Origin of the sequence: Pantoea sp. USHLN298, assembly GCF_037149395.1 — a bacterium.
Lineage (GTDB): Bacteria > Pseudomonadota > Gammaproteobacteria > Enterobacterales > Enterobacteriaceae > Pantoea > Pantoea astica.
In genome coordinates, this window is the sequence record NZ_JBBCRO010000001.1 from 520,683 (window position 1) to 540,018 (window position 19,336).

General features: G+C 55.2%; 12 protein-coding genes. 6 read left to right on the plus strand and 6 right to left on the minus strand.

What is annotated here, in order from left to right:
- Positions 1-16: 16 nt before the first annotated feature.
- The 3 genes from cydC to trxB form a co-directional block, all read right to left on the minus strand.
- On the minus strand, positions 17-1,747 hold the full coding sequence (gene cydC, locus WFK59_RS02595) for a heme ABC transporter ATP-binding protein/permease CydC (protein WP_336754951.1): 1,731 nt from the start codon (positions 1,745-1,747) through the stop codon (positions 17-19).
- Positions 1,747-3,516: a heme ABC transporter permease/ATP-binding protein CydD gene (gene cydD, locus WFK59_RS02600; RefSeq protein ID WP_336754952.1), complete on the minus strand. Its 1,770-nt coding sequence runs from the start codon at positions 3,514-3,516 to the stop codon at positions 1,747-1,749. Before cydD ends, cydC begins: the two co-directional genes overlap by 1 nt.
- 145 nt (positions 3,517-3,661) lie before the next feature.
- Positions 3,662-4,630 (minus strand): thioredoxin-disulfide reductase, encoded by a 969-nt coding sequence (gene trxB, locus WFK59_RS02605; protein ID WP_336754953.1) that lies wholly within the window; start codon positions 4,628-4,630, stop codon positions 3,662-3,664.
- Between the two features lie 522 nt (positions 4,631-5,152).
- Here trxB and lrp point away from each other — a divergent pair.
- The 6 genes from lrp to WFK59_RS02635 all read left to right on the plus strand — a co-directional run bounded on the left by lrp (position 5,153) and on the right by WFK59_RS02635 (position 14,348).
- Positions 5,153-5,647 carry a leucine-responsive transcriptional regulator Lrp gene (gene lrp / locus WFK59_RS02610; RefSeq protein ID WP_006118610.1) on the plus strand — a complete coding sequence of 165 codons (495 nt, stop codon included), beginning with the start codon at positions 5,153-5,155 and terminating at the stop codon, positions 5,645-5,647.
- 118 nt (positions 5,648-5,765) lie between these two features.
- The gene (locus WFK59_RS02615) at positions 5,766-9,350 is read left to right on the plus strand and encodes a DNA translocase FtsK 4TM domain-containing protein (RefSeq protein WP_336754954.1); all 3,585 of its coding nucleotides are present in this window, start codon (positions 5,766-5,768) and stop codon (positions 9,348-9,350) included.
- A 181-nt stretch (positions 9,351-9,531) separates the two neighbouring features.
- On the plus strand, positions 9,532-10,143 hold the full coding sequence (lolA, locus tag WFK59_RS02620; protein WP_031376650.1) for an outer membrane lipoprotein chaperone LolA: 612 nt from the start codon (positions 9,532-9,534) through the stop codon (positions 10,141-10,143).
- 7 nt (positions 10,144-10,150) lie between these two features.
- Entirely contained in the window at positions 10,151-11,494 is a 1,344-nt protein-coding gene (locus tag WFK59_RS02625; RefSeq protein ID WP_233984739.1) for a replication-associated recombination protein A, read from the plus strand.
- A 93-nt stretch (positions 11,495-11,587) separates the two neighbouring features.
- Complete coding sequence (serS, locus tag WFK59_RS02630; RefSeq protein ID WP_233984738.1) at positions 11,588-12,880, plus strand: serine--tRNA ligase; 1,293 nt, start codon at positions 11,588-11,590, stop codon at positions 12,878-12,880.
- A 316-nt stretch (positions 12,881-13,196) separates the two neighbouring features.
- Positions 13,197-14,348: an MFS transporter gene (locus WFK59_RS02635; protein WP_336754955.1), complete on the plus strand. Its 1,152-nt coding sequence runs from the start codon at positions 13,197-13,199 to the stop codon at positions 14,346-14,348.
- Between the two features lie 620 nt (positions 14,349-14,968).
- Here the strand turns inward: WFK59_RS02635 and pflA are convergent.
- The 3 genes from pflA to focA form a co-directional block, all read right to left on the minus strand.
- Positions 14,969-15,709 carry a pyruvate formate lyase 1-activating protein gene (gene pflA, locus WFK59_RS02640; protein ID WP_010254935.1) on the minus strand — a complete coding sequence of 247 codons (741 nt, stop codon included), beginning with the start codon at positions 15,707-15,709 and terminating at the stop codon, positions 14,969-14,971.
- Between the two features lie 163 nt (positions 15,710-15,872).
- Positions 15,873-18,155 (minus strand): formate C-acetyltransferase, encoded by a 2,283-nt coding sequence (gene pflB / locus WFK59_RS02645; RefSeq protein WP_233984736.1) that lies wholly within the window; start codon positions 18,153-18,155, stop codon positions 15,873-15,875.
- A 70-nt stretch (positions 18,156-18,225) separates the two neighbouring features.
- Entirely contained in the window at positions 18,226-19,086 is an 861-nt protein-coding gene (focA, locus tag WFK59_RS02650; RefSeq protein WP_233984735.1) for a formate transporter FocA, read from the minus strand.
- Between the last annotated feature and the right edge of the window lie 250 nt (positions 19,087-19,336).

A 19,336-nucleotide genomic window follows, 5' to 3' on the forward strand; every position in this document is an offset into this window, starting at 1 on the left:
CAGCATGTCGCTAAGACTATAGCGCAATCCGCTGCCGGAAACGCCAGTAGCGGCCCGCTTTTGAGATTAATTCGGCATGGCTTCCCTGTTCGACAATGACGCCATTATCCATCACGCAGATGCGGTCCATCTGCTCCAGTCCGCTCAGGCGATGGGTCACCATAATCACCGTTTTGCCTGCCGTAAGCCGCTGCAGCAGAACAAGAATCTGCTGTTCCGTCGTGGCGTCCAGGCCTTCGGTGGGTTCATCCAGCAGCCAGAGATCGCCGTTATGCAGCACCGCCCGGGCAATCGCCAGACGTCGCAGTTCGCCGCCAGAAAGCGGACGACCGCCTTCGCCCATCCAGGCATTTAACGCCTCTGGCGTTTCCAGCAGGCGCTGCAGACCGGTATCGATCAGCGCCTGGCGTAATGTCTCATCATCGGCAGTTGGGCAGGCCAGCAGTAAGTTATCCCGCAGGCTCTGGCTGAACAGGTGCACCCGTTGTGTCACTACGCTGATGCGCTGGCGCAGGGCTGATTCCGGCCAGGCGGCGATCGGCAGATCGTTGAGAATAATCGCGCCCTGCTGGCTCTCCCAGGCACGGGTCAGCAGCCCCAGCAAGGTCGATTTTCCACAGCCGGTAGGACCAAGCAGCGCAATGCGCTCGCCCGCATTAACCTGCAGCGAAAGCTGGTTCAGCACTTTATCCGGACGATCGGGATAGCTGAAATCGAGCTGGTCGATCTCTACCGCCAGGCTACCGGGGCGGGCGCTGCCGTGGGTCGGGAATGTGATCGCCGGTGCCTGATCGATAATGTCATTGACCCGCTGGGCCGAGGCCATTACCTGCGACATCGGCAGAAAGGCAGCTGCAACCGGGGCCAGCGCTTCAAACGCCGCCAGCGCGCAAAACACCACCAGCGCAATGAGTGAGCCGGGTAACTGCTGTTCGCTGATGCTGCCGGCACTCAGCCACAATAGCGAGGTCACTGTCAGGCCGCTGATCAGCAGCAGCAGGCTCTGCGCCGCCGCCTGTAAACGTAGCTGCTGGCCCTGCGCCCGTAGCCAGTGTTGTTCTTCTTCATCCAGCCGTTTACGCCACGCCGGCGAGGCGCCATACAGGGTAAGTTCCGCCTGACCAGCCAGCCAGTGCATCAGTTGTGAGCGCCAGCGGGCCCGGCCATCGGCAATCGCCACACCAGCAGGCGAGCCCAGTCGATAAAACAGGGGTGGCAGGATGATCAGCGTGGCGAGCATGATTGCGCCCAGCGTCAATGCCAGCTGGAGATCGATAAAACTCAGACCCACGGTGACCACTATCGTCACCACCAGCGCGCCCGCCAGCGGGGAAATAACCCGCAGATAAAGATGATCGAGCGTATCGACGTCGGCAACAAAACGGTTGAGCAGATCGGCATGGCGAAAGCGCGATAGCTGTCCCGGTGACAACGCAATCAGGCGGCTGAAGGTATGCACCCGCAGATGCTGTAGCACCCGAAAAGTCGCGTCGTGACTGACCAGTCGCTCAGCATAGCGGGCGGCGGTGCGGATGATGGCTGCGCCGCGCACCCCTGCGGCGGGCAGCATATAGTTGAACGTGTAGAGTCCGGCGACACCCGCCACGGATGAAGCGGCGAGGAACCAGCCGGAGAGCGTTAGCAAGCCGATGCTGGCCAGTAAAGTGAGGATCGCCAGCACAATTCCCAGCGCTAAGCGAAAAGGATGACGCAGCCAGAGGCGAAGAAACGGACGCAAAGCGGACATCAGTTAATCTCCTGTTGACGGTGCTTCAGCATTTCACTGAACGGACCCGGCTGCTGCGACAGCGTCGGCCAGTCACCTTGTTGTACCAGCTTGCCCGCCTCCATTACCCACAGTGTCTGCCAGTCGCGTAATGCATCCAGCTGATGCGTAATCATCAGGGTAGTCTGCTGAGTGGCAGCCTGATTCAGCGCCTGCATGACGTGACGTTCACTGAGCGCATCCAGACTGGCGGCAGGTTCATCGAGCAGCAGCAAATGAGAGGGTTTATAGAGCGCTCGCGCCACCGCAATACGCTGCGCCTGACCAACCGACAGCTGATTGCCGCCATCGCCTGGTTGAGTTTCAATGCCCTGCGGCAGTCGCGACAGAAATTCGTTGACGCCGCAGGCCTCGAGCACGGCGCTAAAGCGTCCGGCATCCCATTCTGCATTCATCACTATATTGTCGCGCAGCGTAGCGGCCGGTAGCTGAGGATTTTGTCCGACCCAGCTGAGCTGCTGATGCCAGTCAGCCCGGCGCATCTCGCGCAATTCAACACCGTTCGCTTTCAGCGAACCCTGATAGGGCAGGAAGCCCAGCAGTACGTTCATCAGCGCGGTTTTACCGGCTCCGCTTTGGCCAACCAGCGCAACACGTTCACCTGCTGCCAGGCTAAAGGTCAGCGGGCCACACAGTATCTGGCCATCTGGTGCACAGACCTGCAGGTCGATGGCGGCGAGCGTAATCGGCCGATCGGCAGTAAACGCTGTTTCACCCTGTTCCGGGCCGCGGGTCGGGTTAGCCTGCATAAACTGTTCAAGCGCATCGGCACCGCCGACGGCCTGCGCTTTAGCATGGTAAAACGCCCCTAAATCACGCAGCGGCTGAAAAAATTCTGGCGCGAGGATCAGCACCAGAAAACCGGCAAACAGGGTGACGCCCTGACCGTAGTCGCCAAAGTGCAGTTCACCGAGGTAGGAGAAGCCAAAATAAACGGCCACCACGGCAATCGCTAACGAGGCGAAAAATTCCAGTACCGCTGAAGAGAGAAAGGCTAAACGCAGCACTTCCATGGTGCGCTGACGAAAATCGGTGGTGGCCGCCGCCACGGCCTGCTGCTCTGCCGCACCGCGGTGAAACAGCCGCAGCGTTTCGCGGCCGCGTAAACGGTCAAGAAAGTTACCGCTCAGGCGCGCCAGTACCAGAAAGTTGCGGCGGTTGGCTTCGGCTGCGCCCATCCCGACCAGGGCCATAAACAGCGGGATTAACGGCGCGGTAGCAAACAGAATCAGACCCGCTGCCCAGTTGAGAGGAAAGAGGGTTAACAGGATGCAGCAGGGGATCAGCACCGCCAGCGTCATTTGCGGCAGATAGCGGGCATAATAGTCCTGCATCTCTTCGATTTGCTCAAGCAGCAGGGTGGCCCAGCTGCCGGCAGGCTTGCCCTGAATCCAGGCCGGACCCAGCGCTGACAACCGGTCTAACACCTGCTTACGCAGCGCCTGACGAATCGCCTGACCGGCACGATAACCGACTCGCTCGCGGGCATAGTGGATCAGGGCGCGAAGGGCGAAGCAGAGCAGTAACAGCAGCATCTCGCCACTCAGCGCCGCGCGCGGTTGCTGTTCAATAATCAGCGCCTGCAGCAGCGCGGCCAGCAGTCCGGCCTGAGCAATGATCAGCAGTGCGCTGATTACGCCCAGCAGCGTGCTCAGTCGCAACCAGCGACCGGCGAAATGACGTTGCTGACGAAGCCAGCGGGTAAGATGCTGCTGCCGGGTTTTGTCCATGCTAAACCATGATTTGAGCCGATGAGCGATGAAAAATGACAGGGCATTTTCATCCCGTTCAGGCGCAAGAATCTAGCATGCGGGCCATAAAAAAGGCGACTGAAAAACAGTCGCCCGGAACATTTGAGATCAGAGGGTTAACAACTTACTTATCGTTTTTAACCAGTCCGTCAAGAAAACGTTCAGCATCTAACGCCGCCATACAGCCGGTACCCGCAGAGGTAATGGCCTGGCGATAGATATGATCCATCACGTCACCCGCGGCAAAGACGCCTGGAATGCTGGTCTGGGTCGCATTGCCGTGCAGGCCCGACTGGACTTTGATGTAACCATTTTCCAGTTCGAGCTGACCGTCGAAAATCGCGGTATTCGGACTGTGTCCGATCGCCACGAACAGACCTGCCACCTCCAGCGCTTCTGTTTCAGCGTCATTCTGGGTTGAGCGCAGGGTCAGACCGGTAACGCCCATCTGATCGCCCACCACTTCTTCCAGCGTGCGGTGGGTGTGCAACACGATATTGCCGTTGCGCACTTTTTCCATCAGACGATCAATCAGGATCTTTTCTGCCCGGAAACTGTCACGACGGTGAATCAGATGCACTTCAGCCGCGATGTTTGCGAGATAAAGTGCCTCTTCAACCGCAGTGTTACCGCCACCAATGACCGCCACTTTCTGATTGCGGTAGAAGAAACCGTCACAGGTGGCACAGGCGGAAACGCCTTTACCTTTAAACGCCTCTTCTGACGGCAGGCCCAGGTAGCGGGCAGAGGCACCGGTTGCGATGATCAGCGCATCGGCAGTGTATTCGCCACTGTCGCCAGTGAGACGGAACGGGCGATTCTGCAGGTCGACGGTGTGAATGTGGTCGAAAATAATTTCGGTATTAAATTTTTCGGCGTGCTCATGCATGCGCTCCATCAGCGATGGACCTGTCAGATCGTGCGGGTCGCCCGGCCAGTTCTCCACCTCAGTGGTGGTGGTCAGCTGTCCGCCTTTTTCCAGCCCGGTGATCAATACCGGATTCAGGTTGGCGCGTGCAGCATAAACGGCTGCGGTATAACCCGCTGGACCGGAGCCCAGAATGAGTAACTTACTGTGTTTGGCCGTACTCATGCGTTCCTCAGTTTCATTCGGCTGACATAGCCTGCGATTGTAGGGAATATCCGGCGGCAAAGACAAGGCTTCGGCAATTTTGTTAACGATAGCTGCAAACGGCGTAGTCGATGAGTCCCTTTTTCGCCTGCCGTCTGCGCCAAAAGGGGGCAAAAATCGGTTTTAGGGGGTGCAGCAGTTCAAAAATACTCATTTAAAAACAGATACCCAGCGGTCTGTCTGGCATCTTGTACTGAATTTGGACATTTTACTTTGACAATCGCCTGCGCTTTTGCGAAAACATTATCAGAAGCGAATAACATTAATCGGAACAAAACAGGGTTTCCTCTCTTGTTTTGCACGCAACACCGAATAAATGCAGCCTGATATTGGTAATGACGCATGATGTGGACAGACAACATGCGTCATACGGATAAGTGTGAAAGCGCGCAGGCTCGGTTAGTTCACTTCAGAAATGCCCCGAACAATGAGCGTTTTCAGGGCGTGGCAGGTAAAGGGAAGGAATTAAGAGAGACAATAATAATGGTAGACAATAAGAAACGCCCCGGGAAAGATCTCGACAGAATTGACAGAAATATTCTGAATGAACTTCAGAAAGATGGTCGCATTTCAAACGTGGAACTTTCCAAACGCGTAGGGTTATCGCCTACGCCATGTCTTGAGCGTGTGCGTCGTCTCGAGCGTCAGGGTTTCATCCTTGGCTATACCGCGCAGTTAAACCCGCACTATCTGGATGCATCACTGCTGGTGTTCGTTGAGATTACTCTGAATCGTGGTGCGCCGGATGTGTTTGAGCAATTTAACGCCGCCGTACAAAAACTTGAGGAAACTCAAGAGTGTCACCTCGTTTCTGGCGATTTCGACTACCTGCTGAAAACGCGCGTACCTGACATGTCTGCCTACCGTAAACTGCTGGGTGAAACCCTGCTGCGCCTGCCGGGCGTAAACGACACGCGGACTTACGTGGTGATGGAAGAGGTTAAACAGAGCAATCGACTGGTGATTAAAACTCGCTGATGCGGGGCAGGTGCAAAACCTGTGAGATTTCGGTACACTCCTGTGAATTCATACAGGACCAGCGTCGGGCCAGCCCGACGCTGTTGCTTCTTACTTTACAGGCACCTGGAGAGTTCTCTTGAGCCAGGAATACACAGAAGATAAAGACGTTTCGTTACAATCGCTGAGCAGTGGACGTCGTCTGCTGGAAGCGTTGCTCATCCTGGTGGCACTTTTTGCCATCTACCTGATGGTTTCTCTGGTCAGTTTTAACCCTTCCGACCCGAGCTGGTCGCAAACGGCCTGGCACGAACCCATTCATAACATTGGCGGCAGCGTTGGCGCCTGGCTGGCTGACACCTTACTGTTCATCTTTGGTGTGATGGCCTACGCCATACCGCCGGTGATCCTCGGTCTGTGCTGGATTGCTTTCCGCCAGCGCGATAATCAGGACTATTTTGACTATTTCGCCGTCGGCTTACGCCTGATCGGCGTACTGGCGCTGGTAGTGACCACCTGTGGTATGGCAGCGCTGAACGCGGATGATATCTGGTACTTCGCCTCAGGCGGCGTCATTGGTAGCCTAGTCAGTAATGCGATTGCGCCATGGTTCAGCCCGGCGGGCGGCACGCTGACCCTGCTCTGCGTCTGGGCGGCGGGCATCACGCTCTATACCGGCTGGTCGTGGCTCACTATTGCCGAAAAAATTGGTGGGGTGGTGATGGGCGTGCTGACGTTTGCCAGCAACCGGTCCCGTCACGATGAACCCTGGCAGGAAGACGAGGATGAGCCGGATGCGCGTGAGCATGCTGACGCGCCGCTGCTGCATGCGGCAAATCCGGACGACGACGATGTTCTGCTTTCTGCACCGCGCAGTGCGGCTGGCGGGACGGAACTCTCTCAGGATGATCCACTGCTGGCGAAAGCTGCTGCTGCGACCAGTGCCGCCGTCGCGGCCACCACGGAAGCGGCAGAGGTGGCGATCGCCCCGGCAGCCGTTTCTGCGCCTGTCGCACCGGCAACACCAGCCGTTGCGGTGCCTACCCCGGCAACCGCCGTACCTGTGTCGCAGCCTGCTTCATCCCCGGCCTTTACGGCACCGCAGACCCCTGCGCCAGCCGCCAGCCACGTTACTGAATCCGCGTTTACCGCAGCCAGTTCGCCAGCGCATAGCGCCCCAGCGGAGACGCCTCCGTTATACCGCTTTGAAATGCCGGATGAAGCGCCTGTTACACCGTCGTTCAGCGCCTATGACGATGACGAGCCTAAGATGGGTAACTGGCGTGACACGCCATCGATGCCGGCCGCGCCGACTGCAGCGGTAGCTGCGGCAGCCGCAGCGGCTCAGGCAACGACGCGCACCGCACCGGTGTTCGATCTGGCGCCGGAGACCAACCTCAATCCGCAGGTTAAGCAGGGCATCGGCCCGGCACTGCCGCGGCCAAATCCGGTCAAACTGCCGACCCGTCGTGAGCTGGCCTCGTATGGCATTAAGCTGCCGTCTCAGCGCATGGCGGAAGAGAAAGCGAAAACCGAAGAGAATGTTCCGACCACCGCGGTCGAAGCCGAAGCGGAAGCGGCATTGCAGCAGGATGAACTACGTCAGGCGTTCCAGTCTGAGCAGCAGCAGCGGTATGGCAGCAGCTGGCAGCAGGAGGACGAAGATGAGCAGGAGGCGCAACAGCAGGCGGCTCTGGCCCGTCAGTTCGCCGAGCAGCAACAGCAGCGCTATGAGCCGGAAGTAAAAAAAGAGGGTCCGATCTTTAATCTGGATACGGCGTCTGCGTTTGACTTCTCACCGATGAAGGACCTGGTCGATGACGGTCCGGTCGAGCCGCTGTTTACCATTGCGGCCACGCCTGAACCTGAAGCGCCTGCCACCTCACATGAGCCCTGGCAGCAAACGCGTGAGGTTTCATCGCCACAGGCTTCTGCACAGGTTCCGGCACCTTCCGCCTTTGCACCCGCTGCGGCGTCAGCTCCTGAGCAGCCCGCCTATACGGCGCCGGCCACCACGCCGTCGCCATACTCTGCTTCCTCTGCCACTGCACAGACGCCAGCGCCAGCCGCTTATACGGCACCTGCCGCTACGCAGCCGCCGCACTCTGCATCATCTGCGGCTTCACAGGCATCTGCCTATACGGCGCCTGCAGCCGCGCCGGTCGAAGAGGCGAAGCCGTCACTGCATGAGAGCCTGATTCATCCGTTCCTGATGCGTCACGAACAGCCGCTGGAAAAACCTTCAACCCCGCTACCTTCGCTGGATCTGCTGACCGCACCGCCAGAAGAGGAAGAGCCGGTTGATATGTTCTCGCTGGAGCAGACTGCCCGACTGGTTGAATCGCGGCTGGGTGATTACCGGGTGAAAGCCGAAGTGGTGGGCATCTCGCCTGGTCCGGTCATTACCCGATTCGAACTGGATCTGGCACCGGGTGTTAAAGCCGCACGCATCTCCAACCTGTCGCGCGACTTAGCACGTTCGCTCTCTACCGTCGCAGTGCGTGTGGTCGAGGTGATCCCAGGCAAACCCTATGTGGGTCTGGAACTGCCGAATAAGCATCGTCAGACGGTCTATCTGCGTGAAGTGCTGGATTGTCCTAAGTTCCGCGACAATCCGTCACCGCTGGCGGTGGTGCTGGGCAAAGACATCGCGGGTCAGCCGGTCGTGGCCGACCTGGCGAAAATGCCACACCTTCTGGTAGCCGGTACCACCGGTTCCGGTAAGTCGGTGGGCGTTAACGCCATGATCATCAGCATGCTATACAAAGCGACGCCGGAAGAAGTCCGCTTTATCATGATCGACCCGAAAATGCTGGAATTATCGGTGTATGAAGGGATTCCGCATCTGCTGACAGAAGTGGTCACTGATATGAAAGATGCCGCGAATGCGCTGCGCTGGAGTGTGGGTGAAATGGAGCGGCGCTATAAGCTGATGTCGGCGCTGGGCGTGCGTAACCTGGCCGGTTACAACGAAAAGGTTGAACAGGCTGAAGCGATGGGCCGTCCGATTCCCGATCCGTTCTGGAAGCCGGGTGACAGCATGGACATGACGCCACCCGTGCTGGAAAAACTGCCTTATATCGTAGTGATGGTGGATGAGTTCGCCGACCTGATGATGGCAGTAGGTAAAAAAGTTGAAGAACTGATTGCCCGACTGGCTCAGAAAGCCCGTGCCGCCGGTATTCACCTGGTGCTGGCAACCCAGCGTCCGTCAGTGGATGTCATTACCGGCCTGATTAAAGCCAACATCCCGACGCGTATTGCCTTTACCGTATCCAGCAAAATCGACTCCCGTACTATCCTCGACCAGGGGGGTGCAGAATCGCTGCTTGGCATGGGTGACATGCTGTATATGCCGCCGAACTCGTCGATGCCGGTGCGTGTTCACGGTGCTTTTGTCCGTGATCAGGAAGTGCATGCGGTGGTTCAGGACTGGAAAGCGCGCGGTCGTCCGCAATATATCGAAAGCATTACGGCGGGCGAAGAGAGCGAAGGCGGCGGTGGTATCGATAGCGATGAAGAGCTGGACCCGTTGTTTGATCAGGCGGTGGGCTTTGTTGTCGATAAACGTCGCGCCTCAATTTCAGGCGTTCAGCGTCAGTTCCGCATTGGCTATAATCGGGCTGCACGTATCATTGAGCAGATGGAAGCGCAGGGCATTGTTTCTGCACCAGGGCACAATGGTAACCGTGAAGTCCTGTCACCACCGCCACACGATATGTGACGGCTGACGATACGTTTTGCAACATTAATCAATGAGCCAGTTTCGACTGGCTCATTGTTTTCAGGCGCTTAAACCCCATATCTGACTATGCTTTCGGTTTATTCTCCTGTTCTGATCACGGAATAGCGACCAGGCTGAAGAGAGTGAGTCATGGGAACGTTTAAATAAGGAATTGAAGCAGATGAAATTACGCGTAATCGCTCTTGGCCTGTTGGCCACCTTTTCATCAGCCAGCGTACTGGCTGATGCGTCCAGTGATCTGCAACAGCGCCTGAACAAGGTCAGCAGCTTCCATGCCAGCTTCACGCAAAAAGTGACCGACAGCAGCGGGGCTAACGTGCAGGATGGTGAAGGTGAGCTGTGGGTGAAACGTCCCAGCCTGTTTAACTGGCATATGACCGCCCCGGACGAAAGCATCATCATCTCCGATGGCAAATCACTGTGGTTCTACAACCCGTTTGTTGAACAGGCGACGGTCAGCCTGCTGCAGAATGCCACCAGCAACACCCCTTTTATGTTGATTGCCCGTAATCAGTCCAATGACTGGAAGCAGTACAACATTAAACAGCAGGGCGACAATTTTGAACTGACCCCTAAAAACAGCGATGGCAACCTGAAACAGTTCACCATCCAGGTGACGCCAGGCGGCACCATCAACCGCTTCAGTGCTATTGAGCAGGATGGTCAGCGCAGCGATTACCAGCTGAAAAGTCAGCAGAATGGGGCGATCAGCCCGGATAAATTTACGTTCACTCCGCCAAAAGGCGTCACGGTGGACGATCAACGTCAGTGAGGTCGCAGTGAGTAACCTGTCCCTGGATTTTTCCACTGAAAATTTCAAACCTCTGGCCGCGCGTATGCGGCCAGAAACGTTGAAACAGTACATTGGTCAGCAACATCTGCTGGGTGCCGGAAAGCCGTTGCCGCGTGCCATTGAAGCAGGCCATCTGCACTCAATGATTCTGTGGGGACCGCCCGGGACCGGTAAGACTACGCTGGCTGAGATTATTGCTCATTATGGCAACGCCGATGTAGAGCGAATCTCTGCGGTGACCTCGGGCGTTAAAGAGATTCGTGAGGCTATTGAGCGTGCCCGTCAGAGCAAGCAGGTCGGGCGACGTACCATTCTGTTCGTGGATGAGGTTCACCGCTTCAATAAAAGCCAGCAGGATGCATTTTTACCGCACATTGAAGACGGCACCATCACTTTTATCGGTGCAACCACCGAAAATCCTTCGTTTGAACTTAACTCGGCACTGCTGTCGCGCGCCCGCGTCTATCTGTTGAAATCGCTGACCCACGACGATATTGAGCAGGTGCTGGATCAGGCGATGCAGGATAAAGCGCGTGGCTACGGCGACAGCGACATTGTGCTGCCCGATAATACTCGTCGCATGATCGCTGAGCTGGTGAATGGCGATGCGCGAAGGGCGCTCAATACGCTGGAGATGATGGCCGACATGGCCGAAACCAACGCATCGGGCCAGCGTGAACTGACGCCGCAGTTGCTGAATGAAGTCTCAGGTGAACGATCGGCGCGCTTTGATAATAAAGGCGACCGCTTCTACGATCTGATCTCGGCGCTGCACAAATCGGTGCGGGGTTCCGCGCCGGATGCGGCCCTTTACTGGTATGCGCGGATAATCACTGCCGGCGGCGATCCGCTCTATGTGGCGCGTCGGTTGCTGGCGATCGCTTCAGAAGATGTGGGTAATGCCGATCCGCGTGGAATGCAGGTGGCGATTGCGGCCTGGGACTGTTTCACCCGCGTCGGGCCCGCCGAAGGGGAGCGTGCCATTGCTCAGGCAATCGTCTATCTGGCCTGCGCGCCCAAAAGCAACGCAGTCTATACCGCCTTCAAAGCGGCGATGCGTGATGCGCGCGACCATCCCGATTATGATGTCCCGGAACATCTGCGTAACGCTCCAACGAAACTGATGAAAGAGATGGGGCTGGGCAAAGAGTATCGTTATGCGCACGATGAGGCTAACGCTTACGCGGCCGGAGAGGTCTACTTTCCGCCCGAAATGGCCAGTGCGCGCTATTACGTTCCGACGCAGCGTGGGCTCGAAGGTAAGATTGGCGAAAAGCTAAGCTGGCTGGCTGAGCAGGATCAAAATAGCCCGACAAAACGCTACCGCTGAAACAGACGTTACGGTAATGTGGTCAAGGTTTTCAACGCATTCCGCTGGAGTGCGTCCCTTCTTTCAACCAACTTTTAAATACACAGGATAAGCATGCTCGATCCCAATCTGCTGCGTAACGAGCCAGACGCAGTCGCAGAAAAACTGGCACGCCGGGGATTTAAACTGGATGTGGAAACGCTGCGTTCGCTTGAAGAGCGTCGTAAAGTCTTGCAGGTAGAAACAGAAAACCTGCAGGCGGAGCGTAATGCCCGATCCAAATCCATCGGCCAGGCCAAAGCACGTGGGGAAGACATCGAGCCACTGCGTCAGGAAGTGAATGCGCTGGGCGAACGCCTGGATGCCGCTAAAGCAGAACTGGATGAACTGCAGAATCAAATTCGTGACTTTGCGCTGGCGCTGCCCAATATTCCGGCAGATGAAGTGCCTCTGGGCAAAGATGACAGCGAAAACCAGGAAGTCAGCCGCTGGGGCGAACCGCGCCAGTTCGACTTCGAGGTAAAAGATCATGTAGAGCTGGGCGAAGCGGCTAAAGGGCTCGATTTTGCAGCCGCCGTGAAGCTGACCGGTTCCCGCTTTGTGGTGATGCAGGGTCAGATTGCGCGTCTGCACCGCGCGCTGAGTCAGTTCATGATTGACCTTCACACTGAGCAGCATGGCTACCTTGAAACCTACGTGCCGTACCTGGTAAACCATGAAACGCTGTACGGAACTGGTCAGTTGCCGAAGTTTGGCGAGGATCTGTTTCATACCCGTCCGCTGGAAGAGGAATCAGACAGCAGTCACTATGCCCTGATCCCGACCGCTGAAGTGCCGCTGACCAATCTGGTGCGCGACGAGATTCTTGAAGAAGAGAGCCTGCCGGTTAAGCTGACGGCGCATACTCCTTGCTTCCGTTCTGAAGCCGGTTCCTACGGTCGTGACACGCGGGGTCTGATCCGTATGCATCAGTTCGATAAAGTCGAAATGGTGCAAATTGTCACGCCGGAACAGTCGATGGATGCGCTGGAAGAGCTGGTCGGTCACGCTGAGAAAGTGCTGCAACTGCTGAACCTGCCTTATCGTAAGGTTTTACTCTGTACCGGCGATATGGGCTTTGGATCGACCAAAACCTACGATCTCGAAGTCTGGTTACCGGCGCAGAACACCTATCGCGAAATCTCCTCATGTTCCAACATGGGCGACTTCCAGGCGCGTCGTATGCAGGCACGCTGCCGCAGCAAACAGGAGAAGAAACCTCGCCTGGTTCATACCCTGAATGGCTCAGGCCTGGCTGTCGGCCGTACGCTGGTGGCGGTGCTGGAAAACTATCAGCAGCAGGATGGCCGAATCGAGGTGCCTGAGGTTTTACGTCCGTACATGAACGGCGTTGAAATTATTGGTTAAGCCATCTCGTTTTAACTGACCCGGCTCTGGCCGGGTTTTTTTATCTCCGCCGTTCCAGAATAGGATTAATTCGTTTTAGAACTTATCACAAATAAACGTTATCGATGGTCATTCGGTCGAATGGCTTAAAAATGCGATTTTTCATAGAGATAGCGTTTATTGTCCTGCCGCTTCGTCCTGCTGTAACCCACTGAAGATTAGTAAATTAAATTGTCACGCAGCAAAATGTGCTGCGCGAAATTTCCGGCCATTGACTTTAAAAAAGCCAATGGCAAACTGCGCGCAATTTCCTTCATTCGCTTTGGTTTTTTCCCCTATGTCAACCTGGTCACGCCCCGTGTTATTGCTGCTTTGCGGCCTGCTGTTAATGACCGTCTCTATTGCCGTGCTTAACACTCTGGTCCCGCTGTGGCTGACCCATGACTTACTGACAACCTGGCAGGTAGGTATTGTCAGCTCCTCCTATTACACCGGTAATCTGGCCGGGACGCTGCTGGCTGGCTGGTTAATCCGCCAGTATGGCTTCAACCGGAGCTATTACTTTGCGACTGCTCTGTTTGCCATAGCCACTATCTGCCTGGCAATGATGGATGGGTTCTGGGCGTGGAGCTCGCTGCGTTTTGCCGCCGGTGTGGGCTGTGCGCTGATGTGGGTGGTGGTGGAAAGCGCATTGCTGTGCAGCGGGACGGTACGCAACCGTGGCCAGCTGCTGGCGGCGTATATGATTGTCTATTATCTCGGTACCGTGGCAGGTCAGTTGCTGGTCAGCAAGCTGTCGACTGAACTGTTAAGTGTGATCCCCTGGGTAACCAGTCTGGTATTTTGTGCGGTGTTACCGCTGGTGTTTACCCGCGTGTCTGCCAGTGGCGATACAGCAGAAGCCGCGCCAGGTCGCATCTGGCCGATGCTGCGTCGTCGCAGTTCGCGCTTAGGCATCAATGGCTGCATTATTTCAGGAATCGTTCTGGGCTCGCTTTATGGTCTGATGCCGCTCTACCTGTCGCACCAGGGAATGAGCGATGCCAATGTTGGCTACTGGATGGCGCTACTGGTCAGCGCAGGTATTGTCGGGCAGTGGCCAATTGGCCGACTGGCAGATCGCTTTGGCCGGATGCTGGTATTACGGGTACAGGTGTTTGTGGTAATTCTGGGCGCGATGGCGATGCTGACCAGCGCCGCGATGGCACCGGCACTGTTTGTGCTGGGGCTGGCGGGTTTTACGCTCTATCCGGTTGCTATGTCGTGGGCCTGTGAAACCGTCGCACATCATGAACTGGTAGCGATGAATCAGGCGTTGTTGATGAGCTATACCGTTGGCAGTCTGGTAGGGCCAGCGATGACCTCAATGCTGATGCAGAATTATTCTGACCGACTGCTGTTTGTGATGATTGCTGCGGTGGCGCTGATCTATCTGGTAATGCTGCTGCGTAAGGCTGATCATCACGCCACGCCGGTGGCGCATGCCTGATTGCCGGAGCGTAAACTGATTGCCAGACAGTAGAGCTTAGTGCTCGTCCTTTAAGCGCCGAGTGATAACGCAGTCTGGTGCAGCTCAGGGACTGGCGGTCCTCGCGCCGCTGCGCCTTCACTTCATTCCTCTGCCTGACGGTCCGTCGGGGATTGCACATCCTGTGCCGCCCCGCCTTTCGCCCGCGTCCTGCGGGCTCTCCTGGCTAATGTTCAGCGCTGTGGATTGCCTGCCCCTGATCGGCCCCAGCCTGCTCTGAAACTTCAGTGCGTGTTGTTAAAAAGGGCACGAGCGTGAAGGCCTGAGCGCCTCTGCTGCTGAAAGGGCTATCTGCAGCGCTGAGGCGTGACGTTGGGCCAGAACGCCACGCCGGGAAGCGTGGTGAGTTCGGGGCCAGCCAGGGAAGGCCGATCCCGAACGGTTCGTCGGCACGCCGTCAAAGCCGAAGGTACCGCGCAGCGGCGCGAGGACGGCCCGGCAGCAGCAGCGGTGCTCAGGCCCGCACTCCGGCACGCTGGCGCAGAAAAAAAGCTGCCACGTCTGAACGTGACAGCCTTTGCAAATTTAATCTTAACTGACGAGCATTAAGCCACGGGTTATTTCAGATATTTTTCGCTTAATCAGTACATGACTTCGTGGCCGTAACTGGCGAGGATGTTTTTAACCCGTTCCATTGTCTCTTTGCTGGGCGGCTTAACGCCATCCAGCTTGTACTCTTCACCCATCGCAATCCATTTGTGTTTGCCCAGTTCGTGATAGGGCAACAGCTCAATCTTCTCCACGTTTTCCATATCGCGGGTAAATTCACCCAGCCGATGCGCGGTATCGTCGTCGTCAGAATAGCCAGGCACCACGACAAAACGAATCCAGGTGCGCTTACCTTTTTTCTGCAGATAGCGAGCAAAGTCCAGCGTGCGATGATTCGAGACGCCGACCAGGATCTGGTGAACGTCATCATTCATCTGTTTGAGATCGAGCATTACTAAATCGGTTACGTCGAGCAACTCGTCAATCACCGGATCGTAGCGACGGACAAAACCGTTGGTATCAAGACAGGTATGAATGCCTTCGGCTTTACAGGCGCGAAACCAGTCGCGTACAAACTCCGCCTGCAAAATGGCCTCACCGCCCGATGCCGTCACGCCGCCGCCAGAGGCATTCATAAAATGACGATAAGAGAGCACATCCGCCATCAACGCCTCGACGCTGATCTCTTTACCCCCGTGGGTATCCCAGGTGTCGCGGTTGTGACAGTAGAGGCAGCGCATCAGGCAGCCCTGAAAGAAGGTGATAAAGCGGATGCCGGGACCATCGACGGTACCGCAGGATTCGAACGAGTGGATACGACCGTTGACTGACATTGCGATGTTTTCTCCAGTGAGTCTGCCGGGACAGACGGCGCAATCTCTGTTGCGCTCAGGGCAGGAAATCGATTCTGGTTGTGACCTCAACGGAGATCACCAACAGAGCAGACTTTGAATAAAAGGCTCCCTGCGGAGCCTTTTTTATCGAACGGAGCGGTGATTACAGTGACTGTGTAAAGGTACGGGTAATCACATCCTGCTGCTGTTCTTTAGTCAGTGAGTTGAAGCGTACAGCGTAACCAGAAACACGGATAGTCAGCTGAGGATACTTCTCTGGATGCTCCATCGCGTCCAGCAGCATTTCACGGTTCATTACGTTGACGTTCAGATGCTGACCGCCTTCGATGCTGGCTTCATGATGGAAGTAACCATCCATCAGACCGGCAAGGTTGGCTTTACGCACGTTATCATCTTTACCCAGCGCGTTCGGCACAATCGAGAAGGTGTAAGAGATACCATCTTTCGCATAGGCAAACGGCAGTTTCGCTACTGAGGTCAGAGAGGCAACAGCCCCTTTCTGATCGCGACCGTGCATCGGGTTGGCACCTGGTCCGAATGGCGCGCCAGCACGACGTCCATCAGGCGTATTACCGGTTTTTTTGCCGTAAACCACGTTAGAAGTAATGGTCAGGACAGACTGCGTCGGTACGGCATGACGGTAAGTGGTGAGCTGCTGAATTTTCTTCATGAAGCGCTCAACCAAATCACAGGCCAGGTCATCAACCCGTGGGTCGTTGTTACCGAACTGTGGATATTCGCCTTCGATATCGAAGTCGATAGCCAGACCATCTTCGTCGCGGATCGGTTTCACTTTGGCGTATTTAATCGCAGAAAGTGAATCCGCAGCAACGGAGAGACCCGCGATACCACAGGCCATGGTACGGTAAACGTCACGATCATGCAGCGCCATCAGTGCCGCTTCGTAGCTGTACTTATCATGCATGTAGTGAATGATGTTCAGCGAAGTCACGTACTGTTTTGCCAGCCAGTCCATGAAGTGATCCATACGCTCCATAACGGTGTCGAAATCCAGCACGTCGTCGCTGATTTTGTCGCCTTTCGGTCCAACCTGCATTTTCAGCTTTTCATCCACGCCGCCGTTGATTGCGTAGAGCAGGGTTTTCGCCAGGTTGGCACGCGCGCCAAAGAACTGCATTTGTTTACCGACAATCATCGGGCTGACGCAGCAGGCGATAGCGTAGTCATCATTGTCGAAATCAGGACGCATCAGGTCATCGTTCTCATACTGCAAAGATGAGGTATCGATAGAAACTTTAGCGGCATATTTTTTGAAGTTAATCGGCAGTTTTTCAGACCACAGAATGGTCATGTTCGGCTCTGGTGAAGGACCCATGGTGTAGAGGGTATTCAGGAAGCGGAACGTACTTTTTGATACCAGGGTACGGCCATCAACGCCCATACCTGCCAGTGATTCAGTGGCCCAGATAGGGTCACCTGAGAACAGCTCATCATATTCCGGCGTACGAAGGAAACGGACCATACGCAGTTTCATCACCAGATGGTCAATCAGTTCCTGTGCCTGTTCTTCAGTCAGTTTACCGGCTTTAAGGTCACGTTCGATGTAAACATCAAGGAAGGTTGAGACGCGGCCAAATGACATGGCAGCACCATTTTGAGATTTAACTGCAGCCAGGTAGCCATAGTAAGTCCACTGCACGGCTTCCATCGCATTGGTCGCCGGGCCGGAGATGTCATGGCCATATTTTGCTGCCATCTCTTTAATCTGTGCCAGCGCACGATGCTGATCAGCAATCTCTTCACGCAGACGAATGGTCGCTTCCAGATTAACGCCATTCTCTAAATCTTCCTGCAGTGAGGCGAACTGAGAGAATTTATCCGCCATCAGGAAATCGATGCCGTACAACGCCACACGACGATAGTCACCAATGATACGGCCGCGACCATACGCATCCGGCAGGCCGGTCAGAATACCGGATTTACGGCAGCGCAGAATATCCGGTGTATAAACATCGAAGACACCCTGATTATGGGTTTTGCGGTATTCAGTGAAGATTTTTTTCAGCGAAGGATCGAGTTCACGGCCATACACTTTGCATGAGCCTTCGACCATTTTGATGCCGCCATAAGGAATGATGGCGCGTTTCAGCGGCGCTTCGGTCTGCAGGCCGACGATTTTTTCCAGTGGCTTAATAATGTAACCAGCGTCATGGGAGGTAATGGTTGACGCCAGGTCGGTATCGAAATCTACCGGTGCGTGGGTGCGGTTCTCAATTTTGATGCCTTCGAGTACGCTTTCCCATAATTTGGTGGTCGCTTCGGTTGGGCCCGCCAGGAAAGACTCATCACCTTCATACGGTGTGTAATTTTTCTGGATGAAGTCGCGTACGTTGACGCTATTCTGCCATTCGCCTTCAGCAAATCCTTCCCAGGCTGAAGCCAGTTTTGCATTAAGTTCGGTCATAATATACCTGCCTTATATGAGGAGACTTTACGGTCGGGCGCCGATGATGCCTGCGCCGTCAAAAATGCATTTAATGTGACTGGTCACCATCGCGAAGATAGATGATCCAGTAGGTCAACCCGACCAGTACACCGCCGCCGATAATATTGCCGAGGGTAACAGGAATCAGGTTGTCAAAAATAAAGTTACTCACCGAGAGCGATTGGAACTGTGCGGCAGTGGTGCCGGTCGCCTGCCAGAACTCAGGAGCGGCGAAGTCGCGAATCACAATTGCAAACGGAATCATGAACATATTGGCGATGCTGTGCTCGAAGCCGCTGGCAACAAACATCGCGACCGGTAATATCATCACCACCAGCTTGTCGGTGAGCGTACGGCCTGAATAACTCATCCAGACAGCCAGGCAAACCAGCAGATTCGCCAGGATCCCCAGACAGACGGCTTCAACAAAGGTGTGATGCATTTTATGGTCAGCGGTTTGCAGGACGTTTAAGCCCCACGCGCCGTTGGCCACCATGTACTGACCAGCAAACCACATCAATGCGACAAAAAAGAGTGCGCCCACCAGGTTGCCGATATAGACGTTAATCCAGTTGCGGGCCAGCTGACCCCAGCTGATGCGTCCGCTGGCTTTGGCCACAACGATTAGCACGGTAGAGGTGAAGAGGTCGGCACCACAAACCACGACCAGCATTAAACCCAGTGAAAAACAGATCCCGCCGATCAATTTAGCAATGCCATAGGGCATTACGGCGGTACCGGTGGTGGCTGTGATATAAAAAACAAATGCGATGGAGATAAAGATGCCGGCGTTTATCGCCAGAAAGAAGGTGGTAAAAGGATGTTTGGTCGCTTTATATATACCCGCATCTTCAGCAACTTTCGCCATCGCAGCCGGTAATAAAAGATTAAAAGGGTTGTCAGCTTTCACACTAACTTACTCCAGAAGTTGTCTGAAAAAATACTAACAAAGGAGTATAGGTCAGTAATTGATTTGGATCATGTTTGCCGGAGCGGCAGCGGCGATGAGTAATATCAGAGGCGTTAAAAACGAATAATTGTTTGAAATATAATAAATAAATAAATTTTAAAAATACAAATATATTTTAATGATAATGTTCAGCTCCACTTTTTCTAGCGGCGATTATCATTCATTGTTAACGGATATGTTAATTAATATG

What these genes read in the sequence shown, in the direction of transcription:
- cydC (WP_336754951.1), bottom strand. Translation starts at nt 1,747, where the DNA reads ATGTCCGCTTTGCGTCCGTTTCTTCGCCTCTGGCTGCGTCATCCTTTT.
- cydD (WP_336754952.1), bottom strand. Translation starts at nt 3,516, where the DNA reads ATGGACAAAACCCGGCAGCAGCATCTTACCCGCTGGCTTCGTCAGCAA.
- trxB (WP_336754953.1), bottom strand. Translation starts at nt 4,630, where the DNA reads ATGAGTACGGCCAAACACAGTAAGTTACTCATTCTGGGCTCCGGTCCA.
- lrp (WP_006118610.1), top strand. Translation starts at nt 5,153, where the DNA reads ATGGTAGACAATAAGAAACGCCCCGGGAAAGATCTCGACAGAATTGAC.
- lolA (WP_031376650.1), top strand. Translation starts at nt 9,532, where the DNA reads ATGAAATTACGCGTAATCGCTCTTGGCCTGTTGGCCACCTTTTCATCA.
- serS (WP_233984738.1), top strand. Translation starts at nt 11,588, where the DNA reads ATGCTCGATCCCAATCTGCTGCGTAACGAGCCAGACGCAGTCGCAGAA.
- WFK59_RS02635 (WP_336754955.1), top strand. Translation starts at nt 13,197, where the DNA reads ATGTCAACCTGGTCACGCCCCGTGTTATTGCTGCTTTGCGGCCTGCTG.
- pflA (WP_010254935.1), bottom strand. Translation starts at nt 15,709, where the DNA reads ATGTCAGTCAACGGTCGTATCCACTCGTTCGAATCCTGCGGTACCGTC.
- pflB (WP_233984736.1), bottom strand. Translation starts at nt 18,155, where the DNA reads ATGACCGAACTTAATGCAAAACTGGCTTCAGCCTGGGAAGGATTTGCT.